Here is a 17503-nt window from a genome sequence, read left to right as displayed (position 1 = left end):
GTCGACGCCGCCTTCGCCGCCGCGACCGGCAAGGCCCGCGGCCGGTGGTCGAGACGAACTCGGTGTCGACCCTCATGGCCCATGCCCGCACCGGGCTGCCCGGCATCACCGCAGACACCTGGCTTCTCGCCCACCCGCTGCCGCCTGAGGTTCGATCCGTCGCGCTGGTCGCCCCGGTCATCGAGCCCACGATCGGGCTCGTGACGCGGGCCGAAGACCATCCGTCCCCCGTGGTCGCCGAGCTGATGTCGAGCTTCGAGCGGCTCGAGCTCGACTCCTCCTTCGAACGGATCACGATGCCCAGCTGACGTCCTCGCCCGCGGGAATCGTGCCCTGATCAGGCGGGGGACGCTGGCGCCGGCGACCTACAGCGCTGCTTCAGCGCCGCCTCCACCCGGCGCGCCCGCCCGGTGGGTCGCTCCGGCGCGCCGATAGCGCGCATGTATGGCGGCCTTTCGGGCACCGGCGGTCGGCGCAGCGGTCGCGACGTGGTGCGCTCGAAGCGACCACGGGGCCGTTGGCTCGACGCGCGCGGTGCCGTCCGCGTCGCTCAGGACCCCCGCACCGGAGGCCTGTCGGCACGGGGAGGCAGCGGCGCTCAAGCTCCGAGCGCGGCGCGACGAACCCGACAGCGCTGCTGTGCGACCGTTGACGCCGCGCTGACGGTCGTATCCAATCGCTGGCAGGGCCGCTGCCTCTCGGGTCCCGTGCTTTCGCCCTCGGCATGTCCGGTGGCGCTCCGAGGCAACGACGTGGCGACCCCCAAGGTGCCTCGCCATTTTCGACAGCGATGTGAGGTGTGCTCGTGGCTGCAGTCGGGCTGCTCTACGTAGGTGCCGTCTTGTTCGTCAACGGGTTGGCCTTGGTCGGCCTCGTGAGGGGCACGTCGATGATCCCGATGAACCTGTTCGTCGGAATCCTGCAGGTTGTCACGCCCTTCTACCTGATCTTCACGGCACACGGAGATCAGGGGGTCATCGTGGGTGCGTCGGGGTTGTTCCTCTTCGGCTTCACGTACTTGTACGTCGCCATGAACAACGCCTTCAGCCTGGATGGCACCGGACTTGGCTGGTTCTGCCTCTTCGTGGCCATCGCCGCCTGCGTCTACTCCTACTGGAACTTCGCCAATTACGCCGCCCTGTCGCCCGGCGACCACGACGTTGGCTACCTCCTGGGCGTCCTCTGGGCCAGTTGGGCCGTGCTGTGGCTCCTCTTCTGGTTCGTGCTCGGGCTCGGCAAGACGGGCTTGACGAGATTCACCGGGGCATGGTGTGCCGCGCAGGGGATCTACACCGGTCTGGTTCCCGCGATCATCCTGCTCAACATCCCGTCGGCGATCACGTCGACCCTTCCCATCGTCATCGGAGCCGTCTCGCTCGCCACGTTCATCATCTTCTTGGTGATGCTGAAGCCACGGTGGGCCGCCGTCGACGCGGTCGCGCCGCCTCCCACGGCCTACTCCGGCGCATGATCGCCGGCCCGCCGCCCCATCTCACCAGGCGGTGATCGACGGCCGGCGCCGTCAGATCTCAGCCGACACTTCACAGACAACCCGCTGGACAGAGGAATTGAGTTGCCATGCCCCAGAACCTGTACCCGCTGGACAACACCAAGAAGTTCACCGACCAGAAGCACGTCGGGCACAATCGGTGGCATCCCGACATTCCCCCGGTGGTGAGCGTCAAGCCGGGCGACGTCTTCCGCGCGGACTGCCGTGAGTGGTTCGACGGCGCCATTCACAACGATGACTCCGCCGACGATGTTCGCAACGCCCCGCTTCCCGGGGTCCACGTCCTCAGCGGACCGTTCCGCGTCGAGGGCGCGCAGCCCGGCGACCTGCTCATCGTCGACATCCTCGAGATCGATGCGTGCGATCAGGAGGACGAAGGACCGTTCTCCGGCATGGGCTGGGGCTACACGGGCGTGTTCGCGAAGACCAACGGCGGCGGCTTCCTCACCGAGCGGTTCCCCGATGCCTACAAGGTGATCTGGGACTTCACCGGCGACGTGGCCACCTCCCGTCACATTCCCGAATGCTCCTACGTGGGCATCCACCATCCGGGTCTGATGGGCACCGCACCGTCGGCCGAGCTGCTCGCGAAGTGGACCAAGCGCGAGACCGATCTGATCGCGACCGACCCCGGCCGCGTCCCGCCGCTGGCGTTGCCGCCGCTTCCGGACAGCGCCATCCTCGGGAGCCTCAGCGGCGCGGAGTTCGACCGAGTCGCCGGCGAGGCCGCCCGGACCGCCCCGCCGCGTGAGAACGGCGGAAACCAGGACATCAAGAACTTCACGGCGGGAACCCGGGTCTTCTACCCGGTCTTCGTCGAGGGAGCGAACCTGTCCTTCGGCGACCTGCACTTCTCCCAGGGCGATGGCGAGATCACGTTCTGCGGCGCGATCGAGATGGGCGGGTTCATGGACCTGCACGTCGATCTCATCAAGGGCGGCATGGAGACCTTCGGCGTCTCGGAGAACGCGATCTTCATGCCCGGCCTGCGCGATCCGCAGTACTCCGAGTGGATCGCCTTCTCCGGCGTGTCGGTCGACCTCGACGGAAAGCAGCACTACCTCGACTCGCAGCTGTCCTATGAGCGGGCCTGCCACCACGCCATCGACTACCTCATGAAGTTCGGCTACACCGACATCCAGGCGTACATGATCCTGGGTTCGGCGCCGATCGAGGGCGGTTCTCCGGGGTGGTGGACATCCCCAACTCGTGTGCGACGGTCTACATCCCGAGGCGGATCTTCGACTTCGACGTCGCTCCGTCGAGCGGGAAGCCGCATCAGGTCAAGCAGGGCATGCAGGTGCCCAAGTCGGCCAACTGAACATGGCGTGGGCAATCGCCAGACGAAAGGACCGCCTTGGCCTTCTATGAGTATCAATGCGACCGGGACGGGGCATTCGACATCACGCGGCCGATCGGTACGGCGCCGGAGTCGGTCGCGTGCCCCTTGTGCCGGGGCGATGCGAGACGGGTGTTCTCGAAGCCCATGCTCTCGTCCTCCGCGCCAAGGGCGCTGGTCGCTGCGATCGAGCACGCCGAGAAGAGCCGGCACGAGCCGGAGATCGTGACCTCGCTGCCCCGGCCGGCGCACGCAAGCGCACGCCGGTGCTCCCCCTGACCCCGACGCTCCGGCGGCTGCCCAGGCCATGACCATGGCCCTGGAGGTCGGCCTGATGCGGCTGACCGGGCGATGGATCGCCGGGTGATCTGGGCCCGTCGTCTCTGACGGCGGGCCCGGAAGCAGGGAAGATGGACGCGTGAGACGGCATGCGCCTGTCGGAGCACACTCACGCGACCGCCCGGCGGGGCGACGCCGGGGAAGGCGGTCATGGACCGACGAGGTCGGTCCGGCGCCATGACCGTGGCCCGGCTGCGCGTGCTCTCGATCCTCGCCGGGGGCGCGGTCGGCGCGCTCGCGCGCGCGGGGATGTCCAAGGCCGTCCCGCACGGCTCGGGCGGATGGCCGTGGGCGACGTTCGCCGTGAACATCGCGGGCGTGCTGGTGCTCGCCTGGGTGACGACCCGGCTCTCCGAGATGGTCGCGCCGACGCGCTACTGGCGGTTGCTGATCGGCACCGGCTTCTGCGGCGCGCTCACGACCTTCTCGACCTTCCAGGTCGAGACCATCACGCTGGCCAAGGGCGGCCACGTCGGGCTGGCGTTCGGCTACGCCGCGGCCTCGCTCGTCGCCGGGATGGTGCTGGCGGCCGTCGCGACCGTGATCGCCCGGAGGCGTCGCTACGGATGATCACCGTGCTGACCTGGATCGGCGTCGGCGTGTTCGGCGCGCTCGGTGCCTATGCGCGGTTCTCCGTGGCCGGCGTGGTCACGTCGCGCCGCCCGAGCGACTTCCCCTTCGGCACGTTCGTCGTGAACCTCACGGGCGGCTCGGTTCTCGGGCTGCTCACGGGCCTCGCCGTGCACGGCGACGTGCTGCTGGTGTTCGGCACCGGCCTCCTGGGTGCCTATACGACGTTCTCGACGTGGATGGTGGAGGCCCAGCGCCTGGGCGAGGACGGCGACTGGGCGACGATGTGGCTGTACCTGCTCGGATCGATGCTCGCCGGCCTGGCCACCACCGGGCTGGGGTGGATCATCGGGCACGCGATCCGATGATCACCGACGCCCTGAAGCTCTCGGTCTACTTCGGCGAGTCGCTCACCATCGGATCCATGCTGGCCAGCGACGCCCTGATGGGCGGCTTGGCCGAGCACGGGCTCACGTGCACCGTGCTGCTGCGGGGGATCGAGGGGTTCGGACTCAATCGTCGCATCCACGCCGAGCGCTTCCCCGACATCTCCACGGACCTGCCGCTGCTGGCGGTGGCGGTGGATGCCCCCGACCGCATCCGCGGCGCGCTGGAGGACGTCGACCGGGCCGTGCCTCGCGGCCTGGTGACGCTCGAGCGGGCGCGCCTGGCCACCGGCGCCGACGTGGCCGGCGCCGAGTTCCCGGAAGGGCCGGGCAGGGCCGCGAAGCTCACGATCTTCTGCGGCGCGGGCGAGCGGGTCGGCGGCCGTCCCGCGTACCGCGAGGCCGTGGCGCTGCTGAGGCGCCACGGCGCCCCCGGAGCGATCGTGCTGCCCGGCGTGGACGGGCTGCTCGGTGGCCGCCGCCAACGGGCACGGCTCTTTGCGACCAACAGCAACACGCCGATGGTGATCGTCGCGGTCGGACCGCCCGCGCTGCTGCGACGATCGCTGGCGCACCTGCACGAGCTGTTCGTCGAGCCGGTGGTGACGCTCGAGGGCATCGCGCAGGTCAAGCACGACGGCGAACTGCTGGAGCCCCCGCCGTGCGTGGCGAACGGGCATGGGTCGCGTCGGGACGTGTGGCAGGCGATCCGCGTGTACACGCGGCGGACGGCGGAGGTCAATGGTCGGGCGCTCTACAGCGAGCTGACCCGGCGCCTACGTGAGGTCGGCGCCGCGGGCGCCACCACGATCCTCGGCGACTGGGGTTTCTCCAGCGACGAGGAGCCGCACGGCGACAGACTCGGCCGCGTGAAGAGCGACCGGCCGACCTACACGGTGTACATCGATCGTCCCGAGAAGGTGGCCGAGGTCTGGCCCGTCATCGATGAGCTGACCGCGCACCACGGGATCGTGACCTCGCTGCTCGTGCCCGGCTACCGGGAGCGCTCGGGCGAGACCGTCCACGGCAGCCTCGACGTGGCCGAGGAGGCCACCGTGAGCCGGCGACCCTCGGAGGACGTTGGCGGTGAGGCGGCGCTCGACAGGATGGCGGGCGGGGAGATGCGCGCGGAGGAGTCGGGCTGGCTGGACGCGCTCCTCGGCCGGGTGCAGGAGTTCACCCGCCAGCGCGGAGGCCGCGAGCCGATCGTGCGCGTGACGCTGGCCGACGGCGAGCAGTTCTTCCTGTTCGCCGTCGAGGCCGGACCGGGCGACGGGTTTCTCACCCTGTATCCCCACCCCGAGCACTACGACGAGCTGCTGAAGGTCCCCGGCGGCGGTCGCCTTCCGCCACGGGCCGTGATCGTCCCGCATGGCTCGATCATGAAGATGGAGCTCCTCGCCCGGGCGCCACGGGGCACTCGGTCGCTCGTGACGCTGCGCCGGACGCGGTGACCGGGTACCGCGAGCCAGCCGGACGATCGCAGCTCACGCGCGCTCTGCGATGGCGATCCAGAACAGAACGGCCTCGCGGTCGCCGAGGTTGCGCCAGCCATCGATGTGCGCGCAATCGGCGACCAGTACTTCGCCGCCGCGGATCGTCGGCGTATGGTTCCCCAACCCAACCTGGACGAGCCCGCACGACACCGCAACGATCCCCCGGCCGCTGTGGCGTCCAATCGGCGCTCCGGCCTGTCGAGCGGCAAGATGCACCAGATCGACTCTCACCTCGGACCCGACCCCTCCGAGCAGGGTGATGGCGGGCTCGGGGGCGCGGCGCGGGTCCCCGATGCGTCGTCCGATCTGATAGGTCGACGGGTCTTCGCCGTGGAGCAGGTCGTCCACCGTCAGTCCGAGCTCCGAGCTCAAGCGTACGAGCGTCGTCAGCGATAGACCGCGCTCGGCCCGCTCGGCCTGCGAGATCGCACTTGACGTCACCCCTGCCGTCTGCGCCAGCTGTCGTTGTGTGATGTTGCGGGATCGCCGCAGCGTCCGCAGCGACGCTGCCACCCGACCGATGACGTCGGCCTCGAAGAGGACGGGGCCCTCCTGTTCGTCGTGCCAGTGCAGCAGCGAGCCCCTGACGCTCGGATCGCGGCCCTCGGCCTTGGCCACGCGCACGCTGTGCTTGTCCAGATGCAGCACGCATTGCGTCACCGCCTCGACGGTGTCCTGAACCGCCGCAGGCGTCTCCCGCAGATCCATCGACCAGTAGGCGATGGCTCCCACGTCGAGCAGCAGCGGACAGCAGCGCGCGAAGAAGCCGCGCGTGAGCTCGGCGCCCCACGCGCACACCATCCGATCCAGAGGCGCGAACAGCAGCAGGTTGCGCTTGCCGGCTTCGCACCGACTGCGGATCTCGCGCAGCAGGTCGCTCGGCTCGATCGACGTGTACTCGGGCGAGATGCCGACGGTCTCGAGTCGTGGGAAGTCCGGTACGAGCCGGCTGGGCGCACCGCGGACTGCGATCCACGTGCTCGCATCGAAGGCATCCTCGAGGCGCAGGATGGCCCGGTAGAACGGGTCGGCCGAGGCGCCGTCCAACTCCCACACGACGTTGTCCCCCCAGAACAGCCCCCCGAGTACGTCGTCGAGGGCCGGGACGCCGGTGCTCACCCTCCGTTCAGGACCATCACGATCGAGCATCGCTGCTCAGGACAAACGCTCGTCGTCGCAGACGAGACACTCGTCGTACCGGATCGACAGAGGGTCTGACAGCACCGCTTCACGAACCTAGACGATCGGGACGGTCGCGTGGAGAAGCCGAGGAGACCCGAATATCAGCGCAGGTGCGAGGAGGGGAGATAGAGCAGCCGCCAAGCCCGACGTCGTGCATGAGAGATCGGGCAGCCGGATGCCGCACGGCACCACAGCGGTCGCTGGGCGGTCGGCACGAAGGCACGGCCGGTTCACGACCCTCGGACATCTGACCGCGGAGCGGATCGCCAGGACGGCCTCACCGTTGCGGAGGTGAACCTCTCCAACAGCATCAGCGTCTCAGAGCACGTGGTGATGATGAACCTCGTGCTTGTGCGCAAGTCAGGCCGGCTCGCCGGTTCCGCGGGGCGATGTCTGGTATCCCCAGCCCGCCCCAAGGGATCACCGCCCGATCCGGGCGAGTATCTGATCGTTGACGGCGGCAAGCCGGCTGGAAGCGGCGCGCACTCACGAGTGGAGCGGGCGGCGCCGCGTCACCCGCTCGCGTGGCGCCACCGGCACCCTGATCCGCAGCCGGTCTGCCCTTTGACCGCAGCCACCAGCGGGTGGATCGAACTCCGGCCAGGACCGCGGCAACCACCATGACACTAGGCTCTGCCCATGGACACCGGAGTCGGCTTCTTCCCCACCCACGACGCGATCGGACCCGGCGAGATCGCCCGCCTGGTCGAGGAGCGCGGGCACGCGGGGCTGTACTTCCCGGAGCACTCGCACATCCCCGTCAGCCGCGAGAGTCCGTACCCCGGCGGCGGCCCGCTGCCGCGCAAGTACTTCCACACCTACGACCTGTTCGTCGCGCTGACCGCCGCGGCCGTCGCCACGACGCGGCTGCGCATCGCCAGCGCGATCTGCCTGGTCATCCAGCGCGACCCGATCCACACCGCCAAGGAGGTCGCCAGCATCGACCACCTCTCCGGCGGGCGCTTCGAGTTCGGCGTCGGCGCCGGCTGGAACCGGGAGGAGATGGCCGACCACGGCACGGACGCCCGCGTGCGCATGGCGATCCTGCGCGAGCGCGTCGAGGCGATGAAGGCCATCTGGACCCAGGACGAGGCCAGCTACCACGGCAAGCACGTCGACTTCGACCCGATGTGGTCCTGGCCCAAGCCCGCGCAGTGGCCGCACCCGCCGATCCTCGTCGGCGGCAACGGCCCGACGGTGCTGGACCGCGTCCTGGCCTTCGGCGACGCGTGGTTCCCCAACCACAACCGCGGCGACGTCCTGGACCGCATGCCCGAGCTGCGCGAGCGCGCCGAGGCGGCGGGCCGCACGATCCCGGTCATCATGTTCGGCGCCCCCGCCGATCCCCGCGAGCTCGAGCGCATGCGCGAGGCGGGCGTCGCGCGCGCGGTGTGCTGGGTCCCCTCGGCGGCGCGTGGCGAGGTCGAGCGCACCCTGGACGCCTTCGAGGGCGCGGTCCGCGAGCTCAACGGCGAATGACCGCCGCCCAGGCCCGCGACCGCCTCGCCGCCGCGCGGGTCGCGCGCCTGGCCACCGCCGACGCCCAGGGACGGCCGCACCTCGTGCCGATCACGTTCGCCGTGGCGGGCGAGACGATCTACCACGCCGTCGACCACAAGCCCAAGCGCACCCGGGCGCTGCGGCGCCTGGCCAACGTGGCCGCCAACCCGCAGGTCAGCGTGCTGGCCGACGTCTACGACGAGGACTGGGGGCGGCTGTGGTGGGCGCGCGCCGACGGCGAGGCCCGCGTCCTGGACGCCGCCGCGCCGGAGGGCGAGCTCGCCGTCGGGCTGCTGGCTGGGCGCTACGCGCCCTACCGCGAGGTCCCGCCCGCCGGCCCGGTGCTCGCCGTCGACGTGCGGCGCTGGTCGGGGTGGGCCGCCGCGGGCTGAGCCAGGTCAGCCGCCGGGCAGCTCGACGAGGCGGTGGCCCACGACGTGCATGACCGGCGTGGCGCCGATGCGCACCGTGGCCCGGGGCGGGGCGGGCGTGTGGCCGTGCAGGTGCAGGCGCGGCTGGACGGCCTCGACGTAGGCCCGCAGCCCGTCGAAGCCCTCGTGGGCGCGATCGCCGGGCTCCTCGTGGACCCCGCGCGGCGGCGAGTGGGTCACCAGGACGTCGGCGCGCGGCAGGCCGCGGGCCAGGCGCGAGGCCTCGCGCTGGCTGTACTGCAGCGGCGCGCCGCGCTTGTAGCGCACGCAGCCCTGGAAGCCCGTGAACGTCAGGCCGCCGAGCGTCGCCGTGGCCAGGTGCAGGTCGGTGGTGTTGGCGGCGCCGAGGTAGCGGCCGTCGTCGTGGTTGCCGTAGACGCCGAGGATGGGCACCTCGTAGCGCCACAGGGGATCCAGGACGTCGGCCGCCAGGTCCCCGAGCGTGACCACGGCGTCGGGCGCATGCGCGCGGACGAGGGCGGGGAGGGGGAGATGGGGCGCTTGGTCTGCGACCACGAGCAGACGCATCGCCCCAGTTGAGCACAGACGCCGTCTACGCTTGCGCCATGTGCCGCAACATCCGCCCGCTCCACAACTTCGCGCCGCCGGCCACCGACGAGGAGGTCCACGACGCGGCCCTGCAGTACGTCCGCAAGATCAGCGGCTTCACGAAGCCGTCGCAGGCCAACGCGGAGGCCTTCAACCGCGCCGTGGCCGAGATCGCCCACGCCTCCCGGCACCTGCTCGACGCGCTCGTGACCTCCGCGCCGCCCAAGGACCGTGAGGTCGAGGCCGCCAAGGCCCGGGCCCGCGCGGCGAGCCGCTACGCCGCCTGAGGGCGGGCTCGAGCGGCTCGGACGCGATGCGCGCCGCGCGCGCTTGGCGCGGCTGCGAGGATCATGGGATGGCCGACGTCTACCTGACCTTCGAGTCCGACGAGGACCGCGAGATCGTCACGGCCCAGCTGCGCTCGTTCACGCTGCCGGGCCGGGAGTCGATGGAGCAGGACGCCCAGGACGTGATGCTCCGGCTCCCCGACGCCGACGATGACCAGGCGGCCGTCGCGCGGGCCGGGCGGCTCGTCGAGGGCGCGTGCCGCGGGACCGGCATTGACCCGGCCGCCGTCGGCGTGCACCTCGCGCTGTGGTCGGACTGAGCCGCCGCGCTCAGGCCGCCGCGGGCGCCCAGCGCGCGACGGTGTGGCGCAGCGCGCCGAGGGCGAGCAGGCCGAACGGCGCCGGAAGCCAGATCGCCACGGCGCGGTAGCCGAGCACGGAGACCAGGGCGAGGTCGGCGTCCACGCCGAAGGCCAGCAGCACGCCCGCGATCCCGCCGCTGACCGCGCCGGGCACCGGCACGAGGTTGCCGGCCTGGCCGACGAAGTAGGCCAGCACGACGACGGCGAACGGCACCGCGGCGCCGAACGCGTCGAGCATGGCCCACAGCACGGCGGCGTCGAACGTCCACCAGGCCAGGGCGCCGAGCAGGCGCGGGTCGGCCCGGCGGGCGAGGCCCAGCGCGTCGTGCACGGCCGCGCCGAGCAGGCGAGCGAGGGAGCGCACCCGTCCCGTGGCGGGCACCGCGTCCTCGCGGTGCGCGAGCCCCAGGCCCAGCGGCACGAGGATCCCGGCCGTCGCCAGGGCGGCCGGCACGGCGGTCAGGCCGAGCGGGCCGCGCACGGCGCCGACCCCCGCGGCCAGCAGCGCGCCGGAGACCGCGATGGACGCCAGGAACACGGCGTAGAGCAGGACGAGAAACGTCAGCAGCGTGCGGCCCGCGCGCCGGGCGTCCAGGCCGGTGCGGCGCAGGATCCACAGCGTCAGCGCGGCGCCGCCCACGCCGCCGGTCGGCATCAGGCGCGTCGCGGCAGCCCCGCCGAGCGTCACCTGGACGCTGGCGCGCAGGTCCATCCGCGGGGTCGCCCGCCCGGTGACGAGCCAGAGCAGCACGACGTAGCCCGCGAAGGACAGGACCTCGAAGCCGGCGGCGGCCGCCACCCAGCGCGCGTCGGCGTGCAGCGCCCGGTCCAGCGCGTCGCCGATCGCCCGCGCCGGGCGACCGGCCAGCACCAGCGCGACGGCCGCGGCCCCGGCCAGCGCCAGCGCCACCAGCGCGCGCCGCGCGATCGTGGCGGCGTCCGGGCCCTTGACGGGCAGTGGGGAGGACGGGGCGAGCATGGATCCTCCCAGTGTCACGGCGCGCCGCACGCCGGGCAGCCGTGACGGCACCCGTCCCGGCGGTGCGGCTACCCGCCCCGCCGCCTAGGCTGGGGCCATGGCCGCCTGGGAGCCCCTGTGGATGACCGCCGCCGCGTGGCAGGCCCTGCGCGACGGCGTGGTCGAGCCCGCCGCGCGCGACGCCGGCGCGGGCGCCGCGGGGCTGCGTGAGCGCCTGGCGCTGCGCGACACGTGGGCCGACGCCCGGCGCGACGGCGAGCGTGTCGGGGTCTTCCTGACGCCCGAGCTGGCGGGCGTGCTGGCCGGGCTGCTGGACGAGCATCCCGAGCTCGCCCGCCTGCTGGCGGGGTGAGCGGGCTCAGCCGCGCGTGCCGCGCCAGGCGAGCTTGCCGCCGTCGATGACGTAGACCGCGCCGTTGATGAACGAGGCGTCGTCGGAGGCCAGGAAGCACACGAGTCGGGCGATCTCCTCCGGCTGCCCGATGCGGTCGATGAGCTGGGCGCCCACGAGGCCGCTCATCGCCGACGGGTCGTCGGCCGCGGCCGCCATGAAGCCCTCGATCATCGGAGTCTGGACGCTGCCGGGGCAGTAGCAGTTGCAGCGCACCCCGTCGGCGGCGAGGTCGACGGCGGTCGCGCGCGTGAAGTTGACGACGGCGCCCTTGGACGCGCAGTAGGCCGACGAGTTGGGGTAGCCGAGCAGGCCGCCCGTCGAGGCGCAGTTGACGATGGACGGGCCGCGCGTCGACGCGCGCAGGTGGGGCGCCGCCGCCTTGGTGGTCCAGAAGACGCCGCGGATGTTGACGTTGAAGACGAGCTCCCAGATCTCGTCGGGCAGCGTGTCGACGGTGCTGGAGCCGTGCAGGTCGGACTCGTGGACGCCGGCGTTGTTGTGCAGGACGTCGATGCCGCCGAAGTGCTCGGCCGCGCCGTCCATCAGCGCCTTGACCTCGTCGAAGCGCGTGATGTCGCAGCGGATGTAGATCGCGTCGCCGCCGGCGTCGCGGACGGCCTCGAGCGTCTCGTCGGCGTTCTCGCCCACGTCGGAGACCACGACCTTGGCGCCCCGCCGGGCCATCTCGACCGCGGTGGCGCGGCCGATGCCGCGCCCCGACCCGGTCACGACGCACACCTTGTCCTCGAGCATGCCGGCCAGGCTATCCCCGGCCGCCCTGGCGGAAGCGACGGTGCACGGAGGCGCCGGTGTGGTGGGATGTGCCCATGGTGCCCCGCGATCCCGAGGAGCTCGACGCCTCCGCCCACGCGCTGCACGCCGCGATCGCGCCGGGGACGCGCATGGGGCCGGTGGGCCTGGTCGTCGCCGACCTCGGACGCTCCGTGGCCTGGTACGAGACGTCGCTCGGGCTACGGGTGCACCGCCGCGAGGGTGCGCGCGCCGCGCTGGGCACCGGCGGGGAGGACCTGCTCGTCCTCGACGAGGTCCCCGGCGCCCCGCCCGTGGGCCGGGCCACCGGCCTGTACCACTTCGCGCTGCTGGTGCCCGCGCGCCGCGACCTGGCCGCCTGGCTGGCGCACGCCGCGCGCACCCGCGTGGCGCTGGCCGGGATGGCCGACCACTTCGTCAGCGAGGCGATCTACCTCTCCGACCCCGACGGGCACGGCATCGAGGTCTACTGGGACCGTCCCCGCGAGGTGTGGGAGGGCCGCGTGGGCGAGCGCATGACGACGATGGCGCTCGACGTCGACGGGCTGCTCGGGGAGCTGGCCGACCCGGCCCGCGAGCCGTTCGACGCGCTCGCGGCCGGGACGGTGATGGGCCACGTGCACCTGCGCGTCGCCGACGTGCCCGCGGCCGTGGCGTTCTACTGCGACACGCTGGGCTTCGGCCTCATGGCCCAGCTCGGGCGCCAGGCGGCGTTCCTGGCCGCCGGCGGCTACCACCATCACATCGGGGCCAACTCGTGGGAGAGCGCCGGCGCGGGTCCGGCGCCGCAGGGCAGCGCGACGCTGCGCCGGATGACCGTCGTGCTCCCCGCCGGTCCGGCCCTGCAGGCGACGCTGGACCGGGTGGCCGCCGCCGGCGCGCCCGCCGAGCCCGTCGACGGCGGGCACCTGCTGAACGACCCGTCGGGCAACCCGGTGGTGCTCGCCTCGGCGCCTGCGTGACCCGGGCGCGCCGCGTGGCGTGTGCGCGTTCCGTGACGGTCGTGGTCGCCTTGACGTGCATATGAACGGTCAAGGTGACCGCGGGGCGCCCGCCGCGCCCGCCCGGCTACGTTGGGGGTCATGCAGGTCGTGACCCATCCCGGCAACTTCCACGCCGACGACGTCTTCGCCATCGCCGCGCTGCGGCTGGCCGTGGGCCCGCTGGAGCTCGTGCGCAGCCGCGACGAGGCGGTGGTCGCGGCCGCCGACGTCCGGGTCGACGTGGGCGGCCGCTCGGATCCCGCGACCGGCGACTTCGACCACCACCAGCGCGGCGGCGCCGGCGAGCGGCCCAACGGCATCCGCTACGCGAGCTTCGGCCTGGTGTGGCGCGCGCACGGCGTCGCGCTGGCCGGGGGCGACGAGGAGGCCGCGGCGTCGATCGACGAGCGTCTCGTGCAGGGCGTCGACGCCAACGACACGGGCCAGACCATCGTGCGCTCCGAGGTCGGCGACGTGCGGCCCATGACCGTCAGCGGGGTGGTCGCCGCGATGAACCCGGCCTGGGACGAGGAGCTCGACGACGCCGCCCAGGACGCGCGCTTCGCGCAGGCCGTCGACGTCGCCGAGGGCATCCTGGAGCGCGAGCTGGCCGGCGCGGCGGCCTTCGGCCGGGCGCGGCGGCTCGTGCGCGACGCGATCGCCCGCGCCCAGGACCCGCGCATCGTCGAGCTGGACCGCAACATGCCGTGGCGGGAGCTCGTCGTGGCCGGGGCGCCCGGCGCGCTGTACGTCGTCTACCCCAAGTCCGACGGCTGGGGCATGCAGGCCGTCCCGGTCAAGGCCGGTGACTTCGCCAACCGGCGCGACCTGCCCGCCGCCTGGGCCGGACTGAGCGACGACGCGCTGGCCGAGGCCACCGGCGTGCCCGGCGCGATGTTCTGCCACCCGGCGCGCTTCTACGTCTCGGCCCGCACGCGCGAGGCGATCATGGCCCTCGCCACGCTCGCGCTGGACGGCGACGGCGCCTAGCCCAGCAGCGTCCAGGGGTCGAAGCGCTCGATGGGGATGACGCGCACGCGCGGCAGCGTCACCGTGAACGCCCCGACGTCGTCCTCGAGGTCGTAGAGCGCCAGGCCATCGGCCGTCAGCTCGGCCAGCGCGCCGCTGATGAGCTCGCGGAAGCCCAGCACGCCGACGCGCCGCCCGGGATCGGTGAGCAGCGCGGCCACCTGGGGCGCGAAGTCCCCGTCGTGGCTGGCCAGCAGCACGTCGCCGGCGGCCCGCTGGGCCAGTGCGTCGAGCGTGCGCTGGATCGCGACGTCGACGACCTTGACCTCGGCCGGGCCGCTGAGCAGCACGGGGCGGTAGTCCAGCGCCGCCAGCGCCTGCACGAACGACATGGGCAGGTGCCCGGAGCCGTTGAGGAAGAAGAGCCCGCGCACGGGCTGGTCCCAGACCGAGCGGGCGTGCTCGAGCACGCGGTCCCAGCGGGGGCGCTCCTCGGGCGCGGGGCGGCGGCCCAGCAGGCTGCCGCCCAGCGTCGCGTCGATGTTCTCGCCGTCGACGAGCAGGAACGTCTCGGGGGCCGGGGATGCGTCCACGCCGCGAGCCTAGGGGATCGCGCCCCGCACGCCGCGGCGCCCGCCGGCCGTCGGGTGACGGCCGGCGGACGCGGGCGGGGGCCCTGCGGGCGCTAGTTGCGGTAGGTGACGTGCTCGCAGCCCTCGAGCACGTCGATGTGGTCGGCGACGACGTGGTCGCTGCCGGCGCCGCAGCGCACGATGTCGCGCTCGTGGTCGTGGGCGCTGATGTGGTCGTTGCCCGCGCCGGCGCTGACGAGGTCGCGGCCGCTGCCGGCCAGGATCACGTCGTTGCCCGCGCCGCCGAACAGCTGGTCGGCGCCGCTGCCGCCCGACAGGTGGTCGCGGCCCGTCCCGCCGGAGAGGCGGTCCTTGCCCGTGGCCCCGTAGAGCGCGTCGTTGCCGGCGCCGCCGTAGGCCTGGTCGTTGCCGGCGGCGGCGGAGAGCCGGTCGTCGCCGTTGTTGCCGTACAGCTTGTCCGAGCCGGCGTTGCCGTACTCGCGGTCGTTGCCGTTGCCGCCGTAGAGCCTGTCGGCGCCGGCGCCGCCGACGAGCAGGTCGAGCCCGTCGTCGCCGATGACCGTGTCGTTGCCGTCGTTGCCGTACAGGCAGTCGTCGCCGGCCTGGCCGTCGAGGTAGTCGTTGCCGCCGAAGCCGAACTCGAGGTCACCGTCGTTGGAGCCGAGGATGCGGTCGACGCCGGGCGTGCCGAGGTAGAGCACGCGGCAGGCGCCGGGCTTGTTGGTCGGCGGGATCGACTCGGCCGAGACCGGGGCGGTCGTGCCGGGCGGCGACGCCTGCACGGGCGGGGTGCTCGGCCCCGTCGGGGTGGGCGTGCCGTCGCCGCTGGGCGGCGTCGGGGTGGTCACGCCGTTGATGGTCTCGCAGCCCGAGCCGGCCGCCACGGTGTCGCGGCGGTCGATGTGCACCGTGTCGTTGCCCGCGCCGCAGGAGGTCACGAAGTCGATCTCGTTGCCGGCGATGTCGATGACGTCGTCGCCGTTGCCCGAGTTGATGATGGTGTCGCTGCCCAGGCCGCTCGTGATCCGGGCCGGGGTGGGGGTCTGGTTGTTGAACGTGTCGTTCTGGGGCCCGAGCGGGAAGGCGAGCAGGCTGATGGCGGCCGCGGGGCAGCTGACCGCGTGCGCTCCGGCCGGGGCGCAGCCGGGCCCGGCGGTCGGGGCGGTCCTGGTGTCGGTGACCGTGTAGACGCCGCCCGCCAGCGTGACCGTCAGCGCGTTGGGCTCACCGACGTTGACGCCGTTCCTGATGACGGTGTCGCTGAACTCCAGGCGCTGGACGCCGGAGACGCTCTGGGTCCTGACGGTCCCGGCCATGGCCGCCTGGGCCGTCAGGCCGGTCACCGCGGCGGCCAGGGCGGTGGCCGCGAGCATCGAACGGGTGTGCATCCTCAAAGGGCTCCTTGCCGAGCGTTGCGTAGGACAGCGTCGCGGCGCCATGGTGGCAGTCGGCGCGCCCCCGGTCACGCGATCGCGCCGAAACCTAGACCTTGGGCAGAGCCGCTCAGCGCCCGGGGTGACGCGACCCGGACCTATGGCCGGGAGCCCGTGTCCGGGCATCGGCCATGATCGGCGGTCGTGACGGTCCTGCGGTGCCTCATCGACTCGATGATCTTCGACGCGATCGCCGCCGAGGAGGGCCTGACCGCGCGGGTGGACCGGGCGACGTCGGCCGGCCGCGTGCAGCTGCTGGCCGCCCACGAGAGCGTGCTGCAGATCGCCGCCACGCCCGACCCGGCCCGCCGCGTCGCCCTGCGCCGCGTCCGGGTGCTCGTCGTGCCGGGGCCCGACGAGGACGACCCCGCGCACGCCCTGATGCTGGCCCGGCTGCGCGCGGCGCCCGGGGTGGACCGCGACGACGCGCGCATCGCCTCCGCCGCGGCCCTGGCAGCCGTCCCGTTGGTCACCGAGGACCGCGCGCTGCGCGCCGCCGTGGCCGAGGCCCTGCCCGTCGTGACCTGCTGGGACTGGGCGCACGACCTGCGTCCGCGGCTGCTGGCCGCCGGCTAGGCGGCGCCCGCGGCGCGCACGCCCGCGGCGATCGCCGCGGCCACGACCTGCGCGGCGACGGCCTCCACGGCGTCGGCGGGCGCGTCGACGGCGCCCGTGGCCAGGCAGAACATCGTGTCGCCGTCGTAGCGGGTGTGCGCCGGGCGCACGGCGCGCGCGATCCCGTCGTGGGCGACGGTCGCCACGCGGTTGGCCTGCTCCTTGGTCAGCCGCGCGTCGGTGACCACGACGCCGATCGTCGTGTTGGCGCCCGGCATGAGGCCGGACGCGTGATCCCAGCCGGCCAGCGGCGCGATCCACGTGTGGCGCTCGTCGTCCCAGACGCCGCCGACGCCGTTGGCGACCATCGCCGCCGCGACGGTCGCGTCGCCGGCCCGCGCGCCGGCCAGGCCGAAGCCGCCGGGCGCCGTGCCCGCCGCGCCGGCGGCCTTGGCCACCGTGGCGCCGGTGCCCGCCCCGACCGCGCCGACGGCGGGCTCGCGCGTCGCGGCGCGGCAGGCCGCCGTGCCCGCCGCGGCGCCGGGCCGGGCCGACGCGTCGCTCGTGAGAAGGTCGAAGATCACCGCGCCGGCGACGATGGGGACGCGCACGGGGCCGATGGCCAGGCCGTGGCCGCCCTGCTCGAGGTGGGCCATGACGCCGGCCGCCGCGTCGAGCCCGAACGCGCTGCCGCCGGTCAGCAGGATCGCGTGGGCCTCCTGCACGAGCATCCCGGGCCGCAGCGCGTCGGTGCCCAGCGTTCCCGGCGCGCCGCCGCGGACGTCGGCGCCCGCCACGGCGCCGGCCGGGGCCAGCACGACGGTGCAGCCCGTCCGGCCTCGGGGGTCGGTCCAGTGCCCGACCGAGATGCCCTC

At 73.3% G+C, this 17503-nt stretch carries 21 protein-coding genes and 1 pseudogene; 15 read left to right on the top strand and 7 right to left on the bottom strand.

Features of this window, described 5'->3' with window-relative positions; genetic code table 11:
- Window positions 1–44 precede the first annotated feature (44 nt).
- From FSW04_RS28620 to FSW04_RS18085, 7 genes and pseudogenes are all read left to right on the top strand, one after another.
- The gene (locus FSW04_RS28620) at window positions 45–308 is read left to right on the top strand and encodes a type 2 periplasmic-binding domain-containing protein (protein ID WP_407653010.1); all 264 of its coding nucleotides are present in this window, start codon (window positions 45–47) and stop codon (window positions 306–308) included.
- Between the two features lie 533 nt (window positions 309–841).
- Entirely contained in the window at window positions 842–1471 is a 630-nt protein-coding gene (locus FSW04_RS18110; RefSeq protein WP_321167662.1) for an AmiS/UreI family transporter, read from the top strand.
- A gap of 107 nt (window positions 1472–1578) precedes the next feature.
- Window positions 1579–2831, top strand: a pseudogene (fmdA, locus tag FSW04_RS18105) (formamidase).
- A gap of 36 nt (window positions 2832–2867) precedes the next feature.
- On the top strand, window positions 2868–3128 hold the full coding sequence (locus tag FSW04_RS28615) for a zinc ribbon domain-containing protein (RefSeq protein WP_146921665.1): 261 nt from the start codon (window positions 2868–2870) through the stop codon (window positions 3126–3128).
- Window positions 3129–3365: 237 nt separating this feature from the next.
- The gene (gene crcB / locus FSW04_RS18095; RefSeq protein WP_146921664.1) at window positions 3366–3758 is read left to right on the top strand and encodes a fluoride efflux transporter CrcB; all 393 of its coding nucleotides are present in this window, start codon (window positions 3366–3368) and stop codon (window positions 3756–3758) included.
- Entirely contained in the window at window positions 3755–4126 is a 372-nt protein-coding gene (crcB, locus tag FSW04_RS18090) for a fluoride efflux transporter CrcB (protein WP_228430549.1), read from the top strand. Before crcB (FSW04_RS18095) ends, crcB (FSW04_RS18090) begins: the two co-directional genes overlap by 4 nt.
- A complete protein-coding gene (locus FSW04_RS18085) occupies window positions 4123–5598 on the top strand; it encodes a DUF190 domain-containing protein (protein ID WP_146921663.1) in 1476 nt (491 codons plus the stop codon). Before crcB (FSW04_RS18090) ends, FSW04_RS18085 begins: the two co-directional genes overlap by 4 nt.
- Window positions 5599–5631: 33 nt before the next feature.
- Here FSW04_RS18085 and FSW04_RS18080 read toward each other — a convergent pair whose 3' ends face one another.
- Window positions 5632–6759 carry a helix-turn-helix domain-containing protein gene (locus tag FSW04_RS18080; RefSeq protein ID WP_187368895.1) on the bottom strand — a complete coding sequence of 376 codons (1128 nt, stop codon included), beginning with the start codon at window positions 6757–6759 and terminating at the stop codon, window positions 5632–5634.
- 702 nt (window positions 6760–7461) lie between these two features.
- Between FSW04_RS18080 and FSW04_RS18075 the strand changes: the two genes are divergently transcribed.
- Both FSW04_RS18075 and FSW04_RS18070 read left to right on the top strand, forming a co-directional pair.
- A complete protein-coding gene (locus tag FSW04_RS18075; protein ID WP_146921661.1) occupies window positions 7462–8301 on the top strand; it encodes an LLM class F420-dependent oxidoreductase in 840 nt (279 codons plus the stop codon).
- The gene (locus FSW04_RS18070) at window positions 8298–8714 is read left to right on the top strand and encodes a TIGR03668 family PPOX class F420-dependent oxidoreductase (RefSeq protein ID WP_146921660.1); all 417 of its coding nucleotides are present in this window, start codon (window positions 8298–8300) and stop codon (window positions 8712–8714) included. The genes FSW04_RS18075 and FSW04_RS18070 overlap by 4 nt, the downstream gene beginning before the upstream one ends.
- Before the next feature lie 6 nt (window positions 8715–8720).
- On the opposite strand, the gene FSW04_RS18065 is transcribed toward FSW04_RS18070, so the two are convergent.
- A complete protein-coding gene (locus tag FSW04_RS18065; RefSeq protein WP_146921659.1) occupies window positions 8721–9281 on the bottom strand; it encodes a metallophosphoesterase family protein in 561 nt (186 codons plus the stop codon).
- Window positions 9282–9319: 38 nt separating this feature from the next.
- Here FSW04_RS18065 and FSW04_RS18060 point away from each other — a divergent pair, with 38 nt between their 5' ends.
- On the top strand, window positions 9320–9589 hold the full coding sequence (locus FSW04_RS18060) for a DUF2277 domain-containing protein (protein WP_146921658.1): 270 nt from the start codon (window positions 9320–9322) through the stop codon (window positions 9587–9589).
- Between the two features lie 68 nt (window positions 9590–9657).
- Complete coding sequence (locus tag FSW04_RS18055; protein WP_146921657.1) at window positions 9658–9909, top strand: hypothetical protein; 252 nt, start codon at window positions 9658–9660, stop codon at window positions 9907–9909.
- Window positions 9910–9919: 10 nt separating this feature from the next.
- Here the strand turns inward: FSW04_RS18055 and FSW04_RS18050 are convergent, their stop codons facing one another.
- A complete protein-coding gene (locus FSW04_RS18050; protein WP_146921656.1) occupies window positions 9920–10930 on the bottom strand; it encodes a lysylphosphatidylglycerol synthase transmembrane domain-containing protein in 1011 nt (336 codons plus the stop codon).
- A 97-nt stretch (window positions 10931–11027) separates the two neighbouring features.
- On the opposite strand from FSW04_RS18050, the gene FSW04_RS18045 reads away from it, so the two are divergent.
- A complete protein-coding gene (locus FSW04_RS18045) occupies window positions 11028–11282 on the top strand; it encodes a hypothetical protein (RefSeq protein ID WP_146921655.1) in 255 nt (84 codons plus the stop codon).
- A gap of 6 nt (window positions 11283–11288) precedes the next feature.
- On the opposite strand, the gene FSW04_RS18040 is transcribed toward FSW04_RS18045, so the two are convergent.
- Complete coding sequence (locus tag FSW04_RS18040; protein ID WP_228430547.1) at window positions 11289–12077, bottom strand: SDR family NAD(P)-dependent oxidoreductase; 789 nt, start codon at window positions 12075–12077, stop codon at window positions 11289–11291.
- Between the two features lie 74 nt (window positions 12078–12151).
- Between FSW04_RS18040 and FSW04_RS18035 the strand changes: the two genes are divergently transcribed.
- Window positions 12152–13057, top strand: coding sequence for a VOC family protein (locus FSW04_RS18035; protein ID WP_228430546.1), 906 nt, complete (start codon window positions 12152–12154; stop codon window positions 13055–13057).
- Between the two features lie 120 nt (window positions 13058–13177).
- The gene (locus FSW04_RS18030) at window positions 13178–14068 is read left to right on the top strand and encodes an MYG1 family protein (RefSeq protein WP_146921653.1); all 891 of its coding nucleotides are present in this window, start codon (window positions 13178–13180) and stop codon (window positions 14066–14068) included.
- On the opposite strand, the gene FSW04_RS18025 is transcribed toward FSW04_RS18030, so the two are convergent.
- Together FSW04_RS18025 and FSW04_RS18020 are read right to left on the bottom strand one after the other, a co-directional pair.
- Window positions 14065–14640 carry an NYN domain-containing protein gene (locus FSW04_RS18025; protein WP_146921652.1) on the bottom strand — a complete coding sequence of 192 codons (576 nt, stop codon included), beginning with the start codon at window positions 14638–14640 and terminating at the stop codon, window positions 14065–14067. The two genes, FSW04_RS18030 and FSW04_RS18025, sit on opposite strands and share 4 nt — an antisense overlap.
- Window positions 14641–14732: 92 nt before the next feature.
- Complete coding sequence (locus tag FSW04_RS18020) at window positions 14733–16013, bottom strand: calcium-binding protein (protein ID WP_187368894.1); 1281 nt, start codon at window positions 16011–16013, stop codon at window positions 14733–14735.
- Between the two features lie 204 nt (window positions 16014–16217).
- Here FSW04_RS18020 and FSW04_RS18015 point away from each other — a divergent pair, with 204 nt between their 5' ends.
- Window positions 16218–16649, top strand: coding sequence for a hypothetical protein (locus FSW04_RS18015; RefSeq protein ID WP_146921650.1), 432 nt, complete (start codon window positions 16218–16220; stop codon window positions 16647–16649).
- Here FSW04_RS18015 and FSW04_RS18010 read toward each other — a convergent pair.
- Window positions 16646–17446: a P1 family peptidase gene (locus FSW04_RS18010; protein ID WP_321167661.1), complete on the bottom strand. Its 801-nt coding sequence runs from the start codon at window positions 17444–17446 to the stop codon at window positions 16646–16648. The genes FSW04_RS18015 and FSW04_RS18010 overlap by 4 nt on opposite strands.
- Window positions 17447–17503: the final 57 nt, after the last annotated feature.

Source organism: Baekduia soli, assembly GCF_007970665.1.
GTDB lineage: Bacteria > Actinomycetota > Thermoleophilia > Solirubrobacterales > Solirubrobacteraceae > Baekduia > Baekduia soli.
The sequence above is the reverse complement of the archived record's forward strand: the minus strand, read 5'-3'. Positions and strand labels throughout refer to the sequence as shown.

Bases quoted from the DNA above. Each gene is read 5' to 3' on its own strand.
- crcB (WP_146921664.1), top strand. From the start codon at position 3,366: ATGACCGTGGCCCGGCTGCGCGTGCTCTCGATCCTCGCCGGGGGCGCG.
- crcB (WP_228430549.1), top strand. From the start codon at position 3,755: ATGATCACCGTGCTGACCTGGATCGGCGTCGGCGTGTTCGGCGCGCTC.
- FSW04_RS18085 (WP_146921663.1), top strand. From the start codon at position 4,123: ATGATCACCGACGCCCTGAAGCTCTCGGTCTACTTCGGCGAGTCGCTC.
- FSW04_RS18075 (WP_146921661.1), top strand. From the start codon at position 7,462: ATGGACACCGGAGTCGGCTTCTTCCCCACCCACGACGCGATCGGACCC.
- FSW04_RS18070 (WP_146921660.1), top strand. From the start codon at position 8,298: ATGACCGCCGCCCAGGCCCGCGACCGCCTCGCCGCCGCGCGGGTCGCG.
- FSW04_RS18065 (WP_146921659.1), bottom strand. From the start codon at position 9,281: ATGCGTCTGCTCGTGGTCGCAGACCAAGCGCCCCATCTCCCCCTCCCC.
- FSW04_RS18060 (WP_146921658.1), top strand. From the start codon at position 9,320: ATGTGCCGCAACATCCGCCCGCTCCACAACTTCGCGCCGCCGGCCACC.
- FSW04_RS18055 (WP_146921657.1), top strand. From the start codon at position 9,658: ATGGCCGACGTCTACCTGACCTTCGAGTCCGACGAGGACCGCGAGATC.
- FSW04_RS18050 (WP_146921656.1), bottom strand. From the start codon at position 10,930: ATGCTCGCCCCGTCCTCCCCACTGCCCGTCAAGGGCCCGGACGCCGCC.
- FSW04_RS18045 (WP_146921655.1), top strand. From the start codon at position 11,028: ATGGCCGCCTGGGAGCCCCTGTGGATGACCGCCGCCGCGTGGCAGGCC.
- FSW04_RS18040 (WP_228430547.1), bottom strand. From the start codon at position 12,077: ATGCTCGAGGACAAGGTGTGCGTCGTGACCGGGTCGGGGCGCGGCATC.
- FSW04_RS18035 (WP_228430546.1), top strand. From the start codon at position 12,152: ATGGTGCCCCGCGATCCCGAGGAGCTCGACGCCTCCGCCCACGCGCTG.
- FSW04_RS18030 (WP_146921653.1), top strand. From the start codon at position 13,178: ATGCAGGTCGTGACCCATCCCGGCAACTTCCACGCCGACGACGTCTTC.
- FSW04_RS18020 (WP_187368894.1), bottom strand. From the start codon at position 16,013: ATGCTCGCGGCCACCGCCCTGGCCGCCGCGGTGACCGGCCTGACGGCC.